The organism is Leadbetterella byssophila DSM 17132 (assembly GCF_000166395.1).
GTDB classification, from domain to species: domain Bacteria; phylum Bacteroidota; class Bacteroidia; order Cytophagales; family Spirosomataceae; genus Leadbetterella; species Leadbetterella byssophila.
In genome coordinates, this window is the sequence record NC_014655.1 from 1,340,589 (window position 1) to 1,356,040 (window position 15,452).

Here is a 15,452-nt window from a genome sequence, read left to right on the forward strand (position 1 = left end):
TCATTTGGCAGTAAACCTTCTGATCAAAAGTACGACCAATAAGATTACAGCTGCACCTACAAATGCCTCTATCACTCTGCTGATAAACTCAGGCAGTCCTAACATGGTGTGGATTTCTCCATCAAAGAGCCAACTTCCTACAAATGCACCTGCAATACCAAGGATAATTTGAACAAGTAGGGATAGACTAAACTTCTTAAAAGCTAAGTCTGCTAGCCAACCGGCAATAGCACCCACTAAGATGGTTACGAGTAGATTCATAAAGATAAAATTTGGGTTGAATAATAAAAAAGGGAACCCATAGGCTCCCTTTCAAACATCCTTATAGTGCAGGAATTCTAAGCACTTGACCAGGATATATCTTGTCTGGATGAGTTAACATTGGTCGGTTAGCTTCAAAAATCACCGGATATTTCATGGCGTCACCATAAAATTCTTTTGCAATCTTAGAAAGCGTATCCCCTTTCACCACGGTATGGAATTTTGCTTCAGGTTCAGGAGTAACTACAACGATATTGTTATCTACCACGGCTACACCTTCGACATTACCTACTGCTAAGGCAATCTTCTCAGAATCTTGTTGGCTCTCAGTCTCACCTTCAAGCGTTACGGTGTCCCCTGAAACTTTCACAGTCAATTTTCTGAAAGGCAAGCCAAGATTTTGAACGTGAGCCAAAAGAGCAGATGCTTTCAATTCCGGAGCAGCTTCTTCTTTTTCACTTTTGCCGAAAACCTTTTCGCCAACACCTTTAAAAAATGATATTAGTCCCATTGTTAATAAATTTAAGGTAAGAAAATTAATTTAAACAAATATATAGACTTTATGGAATAAACAAAGTCACAGGGACATTAAAACTTAAGTTCGCATCTCTCTTTCCAAGTGCTGGTATTCAACACCATAAAAAGCTTTAATTTTTTCAATCTCCATCCAAGCATTTTGATCCTCTGCCCTATTTTCGCGCTTTTTCACGGCAGTTATCATCAAATTTTTGGGAGAATTTTCAGCATTCACAAACTCGAAAACCTGAGTTTGATAACCAAAGATCTCCAATACTTCTGCCCGGATGAGATCCGTAAGCATTTCCGCTGTTCTCTCCTCTACTATTCCATATTTACTAAACCAAGACGCTAGGCCAGCCGTCTTCATGCTTTTCCGGACCTGCTTGTGGCAACATGGTGAAACCATGATTACTTTGGCACCGGACCTTATACCCTTAGCCAGAGCATCATCCGTAGCCGTATCACATGCATGTAAGGCTATCAGCACATCTACAGAGGGAATTTCATAACTATCTATGCTGCCTTGAACGAATCCTAGACCATCAAAACCTGCCTCCGCAGCTTTTTGATTACAGAGGTGGACCATATCTTCACGGAACTCCACCCCTTTCACCTCAGGCTTTTCTGATAATACCTCTTTTAGATAATGATAGATAGCAAAGGTTAAATATCCTTTCCCGGAACCCATATCCAGCACAGTCATCTTATTCTTTTCCAGGGATTCTGTAGCATTCTTAAAAAACTCCAGGAACTTATTGATCTGTACGAATTTATCTCTCTTCTCCTTTTTAAGATGACCGTCTGTAGAACTAACCCCTAAAAGTTTTAAGAAATTAGCGTCAGATTCCACCATTCTTGACTTCACCTTATTGTGGGTTACTTGTACCTCTCTCTTCATTTGAACGGGCTTTTGGGTCATTTTCTCTTTCCCATCTGCCTTCAGAAATACTTCCTGTTCTAAGCCGTATAGGTCAAATTGCTTAAAATCTACACCTATCATCTTCTGTAGGAGCGCTAAGCTTTCATCTAAAGTATAATTCTTCGTCACATCTTTTCTAGGATATCTGTATACCCATGAAAGCAAATGGCCCTTCTTTGAAAGGAAGGGCCTAATGATAATACTCCTAAATTCAGAATCCTGAAGAGGCGAACTTACAATTAATTTTGAAAGTTTAGAATTTTCAAAATATTCTGAAAATATATTTAGAAACTTTTGTTTCATTGAGTGATATAAAAATTACGATCTGCAACTAAGGTTTTACCCTTGATAGATTTCCATGAAGTGCTCGGATAAATGTATTGCTCCTTACCGTCAACCGCTACTTTCACCGGCATATCGAAACCGTCAATTACATTTTCCCAACGATAGTTCACCTTTCCTCCTTTCACCTGGGTGGCAAGTTTAGGAATTCTCACATCACGTAGGTATTGATCAAATACTTTACTTAGGTCTCTTCCTGCCTTTTGTGAAATGTAATGCTCAATATCTGCAGAAGATACGGTTTGGTGGTAGAAATCCTTATTCATTCCTCTTAAGATTTGACGGAACTTCTCATCATCCCCAATGATATGACGAATTGTATGGATCATATTCGCTCCTTTACTATACATATCACCGGAACCTTCATGGTTTACATTATAAACACCGATGATAGGAATATCGTTTCTTATGTTCTTTCTGGTACCTATCACATAATCTTCTCCTGCCTTTTTACCATAGTGATAATCCGTAAACAGGGATTCTGAATAGGCAGTAAAACCTTCATGAACCCACATATCTGCTATATCCTTGTAGGTAATATTATTAGCAAACCACTCGTGACCGCTTTCGTGGATGATGATAAAATCCCATTTATCGCCCCATCCTGTACCGGATTGATCTCTGCCTAAGTATCCTTTTTTGTATTGGTTACCATATGTCACAGAACTTTGGTGTTCCATTCCCAAATAAGGAGCTTCTACTAATTTGTAACCATCTTCATAGAAAGGATAGGGTCCAAACCAATATTCAAAAGCTTCTAACATACGAGGTACATCTTTCCAGTGTTCCTTTGCCACTTCCAGATTGTAATCTAATGGCCAATAATCTACACGAAGAGGACCTTTTTCTCCCTTATAGGTCTCAGTATAATGTGCATAATTACCGATGTTAATGTTTACCCCATAGTTATTTATAGGATTGATAACCTCCCAAACGGTAGTAACCTTGCCGTCTTTGTAAAGACAATAGGAATCCATCATACCGTTAGAAACGTTCATCAAACTGTCCGGAATAGTGATACTAATTCTCATCCCTTTGTCCGGCTCATCGTACATGTGATCCTTACATGGCCACCAAACGCTCGCCCCAAGACCTTGACATGAAGTAGCCACGAAAGGCCTTCCTAATTTATCTTTAGCCCATGAAACTCCTCCATCCCAAGGTGCTCTTCTGGCCACCTTTGGATTTCCTTCATAGTGCACGGTTATGTCTCCTTCTGCTCCTGCACTCACCGTGGCAGGTAATTCTATGAAATACGCGTTAGCTCCTTTTTTCGTAAACTTCAAGGACTTCTCTCCCTGCACTACTGAAGTTATGGATAGAGGTTCTTGCAAATCTATTTGCATCACTTTTCCCGGGCTTAAGGCCTTATAAGAGATCACATTGGAACCCCTAAAGAACTTGTTGTCGATATCCACATCAACACTTAGGTCGTAACGCATTAAATCCCACCATGCTCTTTCCGGTGTAATGGTTCCCCTTAAGGTATCATCCAGGGTAAAGGTTTTTTTTGTGCCATGCAAAATCTGCCCAAATGACACCGATGAAAGGAGACATGCTCCTAAAATTAAACTACTTCTCTTCATATGATAATTACCACGTTTTTTTCTTATGTCCAAAAGCCGCATACCAAAAGATAAAAGCATACAAAGGCACCACTAACCAGTAGGCATGTTGAGTATTCGTATGCTCAGAGATTTTTCCGTACAAAGAAGTCAAGATGGCGCCACCGGCTATCATCATCACCAAAAGTGCGGAAGCCAACTTCGTATGCTTACCTAATCCATCTAGTGCCAAAGGCCAAATGGCCGGCCACATGATAGCATTGGCCAATCCCAAGAGAGCGATACACATCACAGAAGTAAAACCATCTGTAAAAATGGCAGCTACGGTCATGATCACCCCAAACAGTGCAGAATATTTTAACCAATCTCCCTGAGACACCACTTTAGGAATAAGGAAAATACCTAAAACGTACCCCACTAACATCAGCCATAAGGTGTAAGTACCAAAATCCTTCGCTTGCTCTTCCGGGAATCCTTGAGAAATCCCATAAGCAATGATGGAGTCACCTGCAATCACCTCCGCTCCTACATAGGCAAATAAAGCTACTAATCCCAAAACCAAATTTGGGTGTAACCAGATAGATGATTTTCCGGTTTCTGTCACCACCTCTTCCTCTTCCTGCACTTCCGGCAAACCTTTCATAAACCAAACCGTAATGGCAAGTACGGTCAAGGCTCCGGCTATACCAAAATAGGGAATCACCACCTTTTCTAATTCCTCTGCTCTAGTCAGCGTACCTACTGCTGTAGCACTACCTGCTAGTAAGATTCCACCTAAAACCTTTTGCCCAATGATACCAGCCACTTTATTAGCGATACCCATCACACTGATCCTTTGGGCGGCACTTTCTATTGGACCCAGGATAGTGACGTAGGGATTTGAGGCCGTTTGAAGTATAGTAAGTCCGGTAGCAATCACAAATAAACCGGTCAGAAAAAGATTATATGATTCCGCTCTGGCAGCCGGTACAAAGATTAATGCACCTATTGCCATAATTAACAAACCCACTGACATTCCTCTTTTAAAACCTACTTTCTTAAGCACCCAAGTAGAAGGAATAGCCATCACAGTATAAGAAATATAGAAGGCAAAGGTGACCAAATAAGCCTGGGTATTATTCAGCTCAAAGGCCTTTTGGAAAAAGGGGATTAATACCGCATTAACCCAGGTAATAAACCCGAAAATGAAGAATAATATACCGATAATGGCTAGAGGACCATAATAGTTTTTGGTTTGTGTCATGTTCGTTGATTTACTTTTGTGGCACAATAATACCACATATTTGCACGAAAAAAACCATATAAACGTTGGTATTTTTCTAAGGAAATCCTAGCTTGGACTTTGAAACATCAGCAATATGTATAAGAATTCAGAACTGATCCTAAATCCTGACGGAAGTCTATACCATATCAACCTCAAACCGGAACATGTTGGAGAAACCGTTTTCCTGGTTGGTGACCCAGATAGAGTACCTGTGGTATCCGCCTTCTTTGATCAAGTAGACTTTAAAACCCAAAAGAGGGAAATAGTTACTCACTCCGGAAAATTAAGGGGAAAAAGAGTGACCGTGATCTCCACAGGAATGGGTACAGACAATATAGACATAGTACTTGGAGAACTTGATGCTGCTGTAAACCTAGATCTGGAAAAGAAAGAAAAGAAGGCAGATCATACTTCCTTAAAAATCATCCGACTAGGAACTTCTGGCTCCTTACAAGCTGAGATTCCGGTAGACAGTTTATTAGCCAGTTCCCATGGCTTGGGTTTGGATGGGCTTTTGCATTTCTATCAAAATACGGATGCTTTCACCCAAAATCCCCTTATTGATAAGTTTATCACAGATAGCAACTGGAACTCCCGCTTCGCCCGCCCATACATAGTTCCTGCCGGTCAAAGCCTTTTGGCTAAAACCCAAGATTTCAAAACCGGCATAACGGCTACGGCTTGCGGATTTTATGGCCCTCAGGGAAGGGTATTACGACTGGACATACAGGAGCCGGAACTCAATGAAAAATTGACAGCATTTGAGTTTGATGGCTTAAAAATTACCAATTTTGAGATGGAAACCTCTGCTATTTACGGTTTAGCTAAATTAATGGGTCATGAAGCACTGTCAGTCAATACCATCATAGCCAACCGAATTACCGGAGATTTTTCCACAGATTACAAAAAAGCCGTCAAAAACATGATCGGCCAAGTACTAGAAACGTTTATATGAAAGATAAAACTTTAACGCTATCCTATACAGAATTTGAAACTTGGGATGAATTGAGCCCGAATCACCAAGAGCTCATTTCTCAAGCCATAGCCGCCGCAGAACAGAGTTACTCTCCGTACAGCCAGTTCCCCGTAGGTGCAGCTGTACTCTTAGAAGATGGACAGATTTTCAGAGGAAGCAATCAGGAGAATCTCTCTTTCCCTGCGGGTACATGCGCTGAACGCTCTGTCTTACACTACATAGGTGCAAACATTCCCCAAGGAAAAATAAAGACCATAGCCGTAACAGCACTTCGGTCCACCTCTGCACATCCTGTCACCCCCTGCGGCATTTGTAGACAAGTCATGTCAGAATGTGAAAATAGGCAAGGGACTGAGATTGAAGTTCTCCTTCATAAGTTGAATGGAAGTACTTATAGATTTGTCTCTGCAAGTGGACTACTTCCTCTGGCTTTTGAGGAAACCATTCTGAGCCAGCCGTAAACTTTTCGCATATAGCGGATGACCTGAAATGGCACATACATTTTTAAATGTGCCCAAAGGGAGATATCCTGGTATGTTACTACGAGATTAGGATCCAAATACTGCATGGTAAAACCCTTTTCACGTAACGCTGCATGCAATACTACGTGTTCGCACATGGACTCTACACCTTCTACATGCGCCTCGGCACCCGAGTATTCTACTCCGGAAAGTAGGGCCTCTGCTTTATATATAGCTAATCCATTAAAGTTTGAGCCTACAGGGATTAGTTCTCTCGCATGTCGACAAGCTCGGTATAGGCTCTTTTGTCTGGATTTAAACTCTTCAAAATTATGAAAAGGCAGCACAGTATAATCATCTACGTCCGCATACGCGTAAATGTCATAGAATACATAACCCCATAGATATTCCACCCTGTTTATCCCTAAGGCAGATCGCACGTCCCAATTGCAATCATCAAAACATGCGAGAAAGCGTGAAGTATCAAAATGGAAAACATCTAGATCTATAACACATACGTAATCTACAGAGTCAAGTTTCTGCAATGCTTTTAAATATTGATTACGATATTGTGACATCAAATCTATCCTATGCCGAGAATAAGGCCCTTTGTTGAAAGGATCCTGTCCAAAATCGGCCATTGTTACCTGGACTCCTTCAGTGCTATTAGCATATTGGCTTAACACCTCTTTGGTTCCGTCATAACTATCATTCTCAAAAATGATGACCGAAACCTTCTGGAAGTGGGGGCGTATTTCTTCAATTCTCTGAAGGTTTAATAGCAGATTCTTTTCTGCATTACGAACTAAACCGCAAAAAACGAGGTGACATGGATTCATAGAGGTAGATAATCTAATAATTATTTCATAAAAGGCAGAAACTTCACACAGATTTCGTCTTCGTAGAATACACTACATCTCTCAGGTTCTGAAACTAACCATTTCATGGCCTCTTTGTCATCAATCCTACGTACTCCGTTATCTGCCCTTTTGGAATTCAATTTTCTTTGGTACTCCTCTAAAGATTTTGTGAAGTAGTGATTAAGTTGGATCACGTGCCTGCATTCTTCCAAATTCTCTGCTCCTTTCATTTTGGAACCTAGGGCATTGGTATGTTTTTTTAACCATTTTAGATTAGGAAAATGTGGATGTAAGAACTTTTTCACTGAAGATGGTCGGACTGCGCTCTTAACATTCTTATGCTGTTTACCTTCAGAATAGCGGTAATGATCAATAACAAATCCTCCCTTCGGCTTTTTATCATGTCCTCCATTTCCAAAGATCACCCAATTAAAACTAATGCAGTCCACATTTTGGCCTTGATCTTCTAAATATGCTCTGAAAGTAGGATGTTGCTTAGGAAGTATAAACTCATCAATGTCAAAGAAAGCGGCCCATTCCGACAAATGACCGAAATGCTTGATATAGTGGTTATAAGCTGAGGTCTGCTTTTGTTCTCCGGGAAAAGGAATGACTGTTATATCAGGCTGATCCTTTAGAAAATCTGACAAGGGTGGGTGACTACCATTGTCATAAAAATAGAAATGATCCACTCCATTTAATTTGTAATACTGTATAAATTCTTGAATATAAGGATCTTCATTTTTTACAATGGCTACTAAGGTCAAAAAAAACATGTGGTATACTGGTTTAGGTTCTGAAATTTACATACAAAATTGTCAGCGCTTGTCAGTCGATGCGGAAAAAATGTCAGTAAAACGATAAAATTTAGCGATTGGCAAATGTTTTGATCATTAGGTTATCAGAAATTTTTAATTAAAAATAGATATAATTATGTCAGTAAACGTAAAACCTTTAGCAGACAGAGTTTTGGTAGAAGCAGCTCCCGCTGAGGAAAAAACTGCGTTTGGAATCATCATTCCTGATACAGCCAAAGAAAAACCACAAAAAGGTACAGTTGTAGCTGTAGGTCCTGGTAAAAAAGATGAGCCTCTAACCGTAAAAGTGGGTGACACAGTATTATACGGTAAGTATTCGGGCACTGAATTAACAGTTGACGGAAAAGAATATCTCATCATGAGAGAATCAGACATCTACGCTATCATCTGATAGGAATTTTAGTTTACACTTAATTAAATTTAAAGAAAATGGCAAAGCAAATTCTTTTTGATACTGACGCTAGAGATAAATTGAAAAAAGGCGTTGATACTTTAGCAAACGCTGTAAAAGTAACTTTAGGACCAAAAGGTCGTAACGTTATTATCGACAAAAAATTCGGTTCTCCATCTATCACTAAAGACGGTGTATCCGTAGCTAAAGAAATTGAATTAAAGGACTCCATCGAAAACATGGGTGCTCAGTTAGTAAAAGAAGTAGCTTCTAAAACGGCTGACGCTGCTGGTGATGGTACTACTACTGCAACTGTATTGGCTCAAGCCATTTACGGTATCGGAGCGAAAAACGTGGCAGCTGGTGCTAATCCTATGGATCTTAAGAGAGGTATTGACAAAGCAGTAACTGCTATTGTTGCTAACCTGAAGTCTCAATCTAAAGCTATCAACAGCTCTAAAGAAATTACTCAAGTAGCTACTATCTCAGCGAATAACGATCACGAGATCGGTAAAATGATCGCTGACGCTATGGAGAAAGTAGGAAAAGAAGGTGTGATCACAGTTGAAGAGGCTCGTGGGACTGAAACTGAAGTTAAGACTGTAGAAGGTATGCAGTTTGACAGAGGCTACCTCTCTCCTTACTTCGTAACTAACACTGAAAAGATGGAAGCTGAACTTGAGCGTCCATTCATCTTGATCTCTGAGAAGAAGGTTTCTTCTATGAAGGAATTACTTCCAGTACTTGAAGCAGTAGCTCAAACAGGTCGTCCATTATTGATCATCGCTGAAGATGTAGACGGAGAAGCTCTTGCTACTCTTGTAGTGAACAAGATCCGTGGTGCATTGAAAATCTGTGCTGTAAAAGCTCCTGGCTTTGGTGACAGAAGAAAAGCGATGCTAGAAGATATCGCTATCCTAACGGGTGGTACTGTAATCTCTGAAGAAAGAGGATTCAAATTAGAGAACGTGACCATTGAAATGTTAGGTCAGTCTGAAAAAGTTTCCGTAGATAAGGATAACACCACCGTTATTAACGGTGCCGGAGATCCTGAAGCGATCAAAGGTCGTGTGAACCAAATCAAAGCACAAATCGAAAACACTACTTCTGATTACGACAGAGAGAAACTACAAGAACGTCTTGCTAAACTTTCTGGTGGTGTAGCTATCATCTATATCGGTGCTGCTACAGAGGTAGAAATGAAAGAGAAAAAAGACCGCGTTGATGATGCTCTACATGCTACTCGCGCCGCTGTGGAAGAAGGTATCATCGCTGGTGGTGGTGTAGCTCTTATCAGAGCTCAGGCTGCTCTTGAAGGTATCTCCGTAGAAAACGCTGACGAGAAAACTGGTGTGGCTATCATCAGAAATGCTATCGAAGCTCCATTGAGAACTATCGTAGCTAACGCTGGCGGCGAAGGTTCTGTAGTAGTTCAAGCCGTTAAATCTGGTGAAGGTGCTTACGGTTATAACGCTCGTGAAGATAAATACGAAGATATGATCGCTGCGGGTATTATTGACCCTACTAAAGTTACTCGTCTAGCTTTAGAAAACGCTGCATCTATCGCAGGTCTATTATTAACTACCGAAGCGGTAATTTCTGATATTCCTGAAGAAAAACCTGAAGCTCCTCACATGCACGGTGGTGGAATGGGTGGAATGATGTAATCTCCCCCTAGCTAAATTTTAAGAGGGCGTCTCAAAACCTAAATGAGGCGTTCTCTTTGTTTTCAATTTATTTAGGCTGGGATTTCTTATTTGATTTTTTATATTCCAACCTCAGGAGGTTGAATTTGCAAATAGTATTGAAAAAGGTCTCTCAGGAGGCCTTTTTTCGTATATTTTGTGCTATGGCCAATAGGCCGAACTCAATTTCGACCTTATGCTTACCCCGAAGCATAAATCGTTTAAAGCCGTGATTGCTTTTTATGTTTGCAAAGACGGGTTCCACATCGTAACACCTTTTCTTTCGCCTTTTTATTCCTTCTTCACTGTTAAGAAGTTCATAGGCCTGCTTCCGCTGTCGCTCCAGTCGTTCATTGACTTGGACTATCCGATTCCCTTCCATCTTATTACAAGTTCCGTTTAGTGGACAATGCCCGCAATTTTGGGCTTGATATTTTCTTGAGGTTTGTTCAAAACCTGTGCTGGTCTTCCTTTTACTCTCTCCAATGAAATTCATTTGCTGACCCATCGGACAGATGAAACAGTCTTCTTGGGCATTGTAGAATAGCTTATCGGTACTAAATGGGTCCTGGTTATTGGTGTTCTGCTGTCGGTCAAAGAGATTGTATTTGATGTAGGCCTTTACTTTTTTGCCTTCCAGTAAGGTATAATTTTCCTCAGAACCGTAGCCTGCATCTGCCGTGATAACTTTGGGAGCTTGCTGATAGCTTGCTTCATGCTGAGCTATATGCGCTGCCAGAGTGGTGGTGTCGTTGGGGTTGGGGTGAATCGTGTAATTTACAACGAATTGGTTGGAGCTGGAAATTTGAACATTGTAAGCCGGCTTCAATTGCCCATTCCTCATGTGATCCTCCTTTAACCTCATAAATGTGGCTCCCTCATCCGTCTTGCTGTAACTGTTACGCTCTCCAAGAATCTGCTCCTGTTCTTCGTATTTGCCCATGTTCTGTGGAAAGTGTTTGGTGGCATAACTCAGTTTGCCTTTCACCTTCTTGTCAATATCTTTTTTCTTGCCCAAAACCTCATTGAGCTTATCGACGGTAGACTGTACTTTTTCTCTAGTAATGGTGGTGAAGTCAGGGGGATCGGGAAGGTTATCCTCTTTGCTGGCAACACTTTGAGCATATTCCCAAATGCCTTTCAATTGCTGCTTCATTTTCTCTTTATTGGTCGCAATAGCCTTTTTCCAAACAAAGGTGTAACGATTGGCATTGGCCTCTATTTTGGTCCCATCAACACAAACCTCTTCAATACTCAAAAGTCCTTCCTGGGCTAAAAGCTTAACTACTTCTTCGAACACACTTCGAAGACTTTCTCGAAGGCGGTCACTTCTGAAACGGTTAATGGTGTTATGGTCAGGATAGCTCATGCCGCTTATCCACATAAAATAAATACTCTCTTTACAGGCTGCCTCTATCTTCCTGCTCGAATATACATTGCTCACATACCCATAAACCAACACTTTAAGCAGCATCTGAGGATGATAACTGGAGGCACCGGTCAATTTATACGAAGCATGCAGAGGAGCGAGATTAATTTTATTAATGACCTCATTGACCACCCGTACCGGATGATTCTTGGGAACCAGTTCCTCCAAACTTGGAGGCAATAGCATCATTTGCTGCTGGTCGTAAGGCTTAAAAGTGGGTTTTCTTGATGCCATACCCTTGATTTTTTATACCTAAATATATGAAAATCAGAATAATAACGCAAGTTTTAAAGAGAAAATGTGAAGCCAAATCTAAAAAAACCTCGGCTTCAAAATAAAAAACGAGGGTGCCTTTATGAGACACCCTCTTTTTTGTTGCCTGGGCTTTCTCTAAACATACTTAAGACATATATACTGCCATTCCATCCCTTATTGATTAATGACATTTCTTTTCAAATCCATCCAGAGGTTTTACCCTCACACCATTTAAGGTAATAAATACGATGAATTGAATCTCATAAATATGACCTTGTCCCACCCTGTTTATTCTTGACACCCCTACACTTAAGTAGAAATTAAAGTAATTATGGCGCGAATAACATTCTAACGTCCTAAATTGTAATTGGTCCACCGCCTAGCATTTAACGTATAGTAGATTCATAAAACATTTACATGCAAATCAAAATATTCGGACATTACTCGCCTACCCTATATGGTAACAGTAGCTCTGCGGACACAAATTTCCAAATCGAATTATCGTTTGAAGGAATAAGTTGGCAAATAACACGCTAAAAACGTGTGAAAGCATGCTTTTCGACCGTTCATCCTAGAAAGTTTTTCTAAACCGAATCTTTCTTTAACTTTGATGTCAGAATTCAATAAAACTACTAAAGAGAATGAAAAAAGGAACCTTAGTACTGATTGGTCTAATTGCGCTTTTTGGCGTGTATGCTTGTAATTCTTACAATGGGATTCTAGGCAAGGACGTACAGGTGGGAAAAACTTGGGGAGAGGTGCAAAACCAATACCAAAGAAGAGCAGACTTAATTGGTAACCTTGTAAAAACGGTTCAAGGTGCGGCTGATTTTGAAAAAAGCACGCTTACAGATGTGATTAACGCTCGTGCAGCGGCCACTCAGATCAAATTAGAAGCAGATGACCTGACTCCTGAGAACATGGCGAAATTCGAAGCGGCTCAAAGTCAATTAAGCGGATCCTTATCCCGTTTGTTAGTAGCCGTTGAGCAGTATCCACAACTTAAAGCAAATCAAAACTTCTTGGAACTACAAGCTCAATTAGAAGGTACAGAAAACCGTATTGCGGTGGCAAGAAAGGACTTTAACGAGGCTACAGCAGAGTATAATTTAGCGGTGAGAACCTTCCCTACTAATTTGTTAGCCGGGATCTTCGGATTCAACCAAAAAGAACAGTTTAAAGCTACAGAGGCTGCACAAACTGCACCAGATGTAAACTTTGATTTCAAGTAAAATATTTCCGGCGGAAGTATCCGCCGGACTTCACCTATGCAATTCCTGTCAGAAATACAGCAAAAAAATATAGTTAATGCCATCCACGAGGCGGAGGAACTCACTACCGGAGAGATAAAGGTACACGTGGAGGAGCATTGCCCCTATGCTGACCCAATGGATAGAGCAAAGGAAGTCTTTGAATATCTTTCTTTGCACAAAACAGCATTGAGAAATGGAGTATTAATATACTTAGCTTACGGAGATCATAAATTCTGTATTCTAGGAGATGAAGGGATTAACGAAAAGGTGGGTCAAGAATTTTGGAACAGCACCCGGGAAATCCTTTTGGAAAATTTTAAAATAGGTGACTTTGAAAATGGTTTTATCCAGGCCATTGAAGAAGCAGGAAGAAAATTAAGAGAATATTTCCCATGCGCGGGATCTAACTTAAATGAGCTTCCTAACGAGATCAGTTTTGGATGATGAGAATAATCACAATTTTGCTACTTTTCCTCAGTTCTTTTGCCTTTGGGCAAGAATTACCGGAAAAACCAAATCCTCCTCGTTTGGTGAACGACTACGTGGGGGGATTACTCAGTGCTCAAGAGATTCAGGCCCTGGAGCAAAAGCTAGTGGCCTATAATGACAGCACCTCTACTCAAATTGTAGTGGTGATCGTAAATACTACGCAGCCCTATGATATCGCAGACTATGCGTATCAGTTGGGCAGAAAATGGGGTGTTGGTCAAGCGGATAAAAACAATGGTGTAGTCCTTCTTTGGGCACCGGATGACAGAAGAATCACCATCCAGACCGGTTATGGAATGGAAGGCGTACTACCTGACATTTATGCCAAAAGAATCATCTCTAACATACTTACGCCCCATTTCAAAGAATCCCGTTATTACGAAGGATTAGATGAAGCTACCACTGCTATTATTAAATATGCAGAAGGAGAATACAAATCTGAGACTAAGGGTCAGTCGGACGAAGGATTACCGGCAGGGTTTGTTTTATTATTTATCTTCCTGGTGGTATTCATCATCATTATCATGTCCAAAAATAACAGAGGCGGCGGAGGAGGAGGAAAGAATGTCCTTGACCAATCTGGCTGGCCTTACACCACGTATACCGGCTGGGGAAGACAGTCCGGAAGCAACTGGGGCGGAAGCAGCTGGGGCGGAGGAAGCTGGGGTGGCGGCAGTCGCGGCGGCGGATTTGGTGGATTCGGAGGTGGTAGCTTTGGAGGCGGAGGTGCCAGCGGAAGTTATTAATATTTTGATTTTCAAAATTAAGATACTACCTTTGCAGTCCTAAGCAAAATGAAGGAGGTGTAAAGTATGCTACATGTACAGGTAAAAGAGAACGAATCTATCGATAAAGCGCTTAAGCGTTTCAAAAAGAAGTTTGAAAAAACGAAAGTCTTAAAGGAACTTAGACGTCGTCAGGCCTTTGAAAAAGGATCTGTTAGCCGTAGATTCGAGATCCTAAGAGCAGCTTACAAGCAAAAGACTTATGGACACATTGACGATTAATCGTCTTTGATGTAAGTTATATTTCGACTAATTTTGTCCTGATTAAACTCAGGCAAAATTGGTCGATTTTTTTTTATCCCATCTTCAGCACGAAAGACGCCTTAGTCCGCATACCATCAAATCGTATAAACTGGACTTAGAGCAGCTGCATACCTTTCTAAATGGGATAGATCCTTCACAGATCAGCACTGAAGATCTCAGAGCCTGGGTAGTCTCTCTTTCAGAGGATGGCTTGGAGAACAGGAGCATCAACCGGAAACTGGCCAGCGCTAGAGCTTTTTTCACCTTTCTCCAAAGAAAGAAGATCATCAGCCAAAACCCGGCAGACCTCATCAAATCATTAAAAACGCCTAAACCCCTTCCCGTATTCCTGGAAGAAAGAAACACACAAGACCTTTTTGAGCAACTAGAATTTACGGAAGATTTTGAAGGCTTAAGAGACAAATTGCTCTTAGAGTTACTGTATGGAACAGGTATCCGATTGTCAGAATTAATCAGTATTCAAGTTAAAGATCTGGAAAATGACCGAGTAAAGGTTTTGGGCAAAAGATCTAAATACAGGATCATTCCCTTACACCGTACGCTACAAGATTTAATTAAACGTTACCTAGAACTACACCCTAAAAATGACACTCACCTTCTATTAACAGACAAAGGTGAGGCTTTATATCCTGTATTTGTGCAAAGAAAAGTTAAGCACTATTTGCAACAAATCAGCACCTTAACCAAAACCTCCCCACACGTACTTCGACATACCTTTGCTACCCACCTTCTGAACAGAGGCGCAGATCTGAACGCCATTAAAGAGCTACTAGGGCACGCTAATCTTTCTGCCACTCAGATCTATACCCACAATTCTATACAAAAGCTGAAAGAAGTTTTCCAAAAAGCCCACCCTAAAGCTTAACCATTCTAAGGGCATTTTAATGCACTGTAAGTAGCTATATATTACCTTTGT

The 15,452-nt window shown here is 40.8% G+C and carries 17 protein-coding genes; 9 read left to right on the forward strand and 8 right to left on the reverse strand.

Annotated features, from left to right (window positions below):
• The 5 genes from LBYS_RS06420 to LBYS_RS06440 all read right to left on the reverse strand — a co-directional run bounded on the left by LBYS_RS06420 (position 1) and on the right by LBYS_RS06440 (position 4,849).
• Positions 1–261 carry a GlsB/YeaQ/YmgE family stress response membrane protein gene (locus tag LBYS_RS06420; RefSeq protein WP_013408062.1) on the reverse strand — a complete coding sequence of 87 codons (261 nt, stop codon included), beginning with the start codon at positions 259–261 and terminating at the stop codon, positions 1–3.
• A 61-nt stretch (positions 262–322) separates the two neighbouring features.
• The gene (lysM, locus tag LBYS_RS06425; protein ID WP_013408063.1) at positions 323–772 is read right to left on the reverse strand and encodes a peptidoglycan-binding protein LysM; all 450 of its coding nucleotides are present in this window, start codon (positions 770–772) and stop codon (positions 323–325) included.
• Between the two features lie 84 nt (positions 773–856).
• Complete coding sequence (locus LBYS_RS06430) at positions 857–1,864, reverse strand: class I SAM-dependent methyltransferase (protein WP_222836543.1); 1,008 nt, start codon at positions 1,862–1,864, stop codon at positions 857–859.
• 134 nt (positions 1,865–1,998) lie between these two features.
• Complete coding sequence (locus LBYS_RS06435) at positions 1,999–3,627, reverse strand: M1 family metallopeptidase (protein ID WP_013408065.1); 1,629 nt, start codon at positions 3,625–3,627, stop codon at positions 1,999–2,001.
• Positions 3,628–3,634: 7 nt separating this feature from the next.
• Entirely contained in the window at positions 3,635–4,849 is a 1,215-nt protein-coding gene (locus LBYS_RS06440) for a sugar MFS transporter (protein WP_013408066.1), read from the reverse strand.
• A 115-nt stretch (positions 4,850–4,964) separates the two neighbouring features.
• On the opposite strand from LBYS_RS06440, the gene LBYS_RS06445 reads away from it, so the two are divergent.
• Both LBYS_RS06445 and cdd read left to right on the forward strand, forming a co-directional pair.
• Entirely contained in the window at positions 4,965–5,825 is an 861-nt protein-coding gene (locus tag LBYS_RS06445; protein ID WP_013408067.1) for a nucleoside phosphorylase, read from the forward strand.
• Positions 5,822–6,307 carry a cytidine deaminase gene (cdd, locus tag LBYS_RS18725; RefSeq protein ID WP_013408068.1) on the forward strand — a complete coding sequence of 162 codons (486 nt, stop codon included), beginning with the start codon at positions 5,822–5,824 and terminating at the stop codon, positions 6,305–6,307. Before LBYS_RS06445 ends, cdd begins: the two co-directional genes overlap by 4 nt.
• Here cdd and LBYS_RS06450 read toward each other — a convergent pair.
• Positions 6,238–7,146, reverse strand: coding sequence for a hypothetical protein (locus LBYS_RS06450; protein ID WP_013408069.1), 909 nt, complete (start codon positions 7,144–7,146; stop codon positions 6,238–6,240). The genes cdd and LBYS_RS06450 overlap by 70 nt on opposite strands.
• Positions 7,147–7,166: 20 nt before the next feature.
• Positions 7,167–7,943, reverse strand: coding sequence for a glycosyltransferase family 2 protein (locus tag LBYS_RS06455; protein ID WP_013408070.1), 777 nt, complete (start codon positions 7,941–7,943; stop codon positions 7,167–7,169).
• A gap of 157 nt (positions 7,944–8,100) precedes the next feature.
• Between LBYS_RS06455 and LBYS_RS06460 the strand changes: the two genes are divergently transcribed.
• Positions 8,101–8,376 (forward strand): co-chaperone GroES, encoded by a 276-nt coding sequence (locus LBYS_RS06460; RefSeq protein WP_013408071.1) that lies wholly within the window; start codon positions 8,101–8,103, stop codon positions 8,374–8,376.
• 38 nt (positions 8,377–8,414) lie between these two features.
• Entirely contained in the window at positions 8,415–10,043 is a 1,629-nt protein-coding gene (gene groL, locus LBYS_RS06465; RefSeq protein WP_013408072.1) for a chaperonin GroEL, read from the forward strand.
• Between the two features lie 151 nt (positions 10,044–10,194).
• On the opposite strand, the gene LBYS_RS06470 is transcribed toward groL, so the two are convergent.
• Positions 10,195–11,724 carry an IS1182 family transposase gene (locus LBYS_RS06470; RefSeq protein ID WP_013407181.1) on the reverse strand — a complete coding sequence of 510 codons (1,530 nt, stop codon included), beginning with the start codon at positions 11,722–11,724 and terminating at the stop codon, positions 10,195–10,197.
• 662 nt (positions 11,725–12,386) lie between these two features.
• On the opposite strand from LBYS_RS06470, the gene LBYS_RS06475 reads away from it, so the two are divergent.
• From LBYS_RS06475 to LBYS_RS06495, 5 genes are all read left to right on the forward strand, one after another.
• Positions 12,387–12,977, forward strand: a complete 591-nt coding sequence (locus LBYS_RS06475) for a LemA family protein (RefSeq protein WP_013408073.1) — start codon at positions 12,387–12,389, stop codon at positions 12,975–12,977.
• A gap of 36 nt (positions 12,978–13,013) precedes the next feature.
• The gene (locus LBYS_RS06480; protein ID WP_013408074.1) at positions 13,014–13,442 is read left to right on the forward strand and encodes a TPM domain-containing protein; all 429 of its coding nucleotides are present in this window, start codon (positions 13,014–13,016) and stop codon (positions 13,440–13,442) included.
• Complete coding sequence (locus LBYS_RS06485; RefSeq protein WP_013408075.1) at positions 13,442–14,233, forward strand: TPM domain-containing protein; 792 nt, start codon at positions 13,442–13,444, stop codon at positions 14,231–14,233. Before LBYS_RS06480 ends, LBYS_RS06485 begins: the two co-directional genes overlap by 1 nt.
• Positions 14,234–14,299: 66 nt before the next feature.
• Entirely contained in the window at positions 14,300–14,494 is a 195-nt protein-coding gene (gene rpsU, locus LBYS_RS06490; RefSeq protein WP_013408076.1) for a 30S ribosomal protein S21, read from the forward strand.
• Between the two features lie 58 nt (positions 14,495–14,552).
• Positions 14,553–15,401, forward strand: a complete 849-nt coding sequence (locus tag LBYS_RS06495; protein WP_013408077.1) for a tyrosine-type recombinase/integrase — start codon at positions 14,553–14,555, stop codon at positions 15,399–15,401.
• The last annotated feature ends 51 nt before the right edge of the window (positions 15,402–15,452 follow it).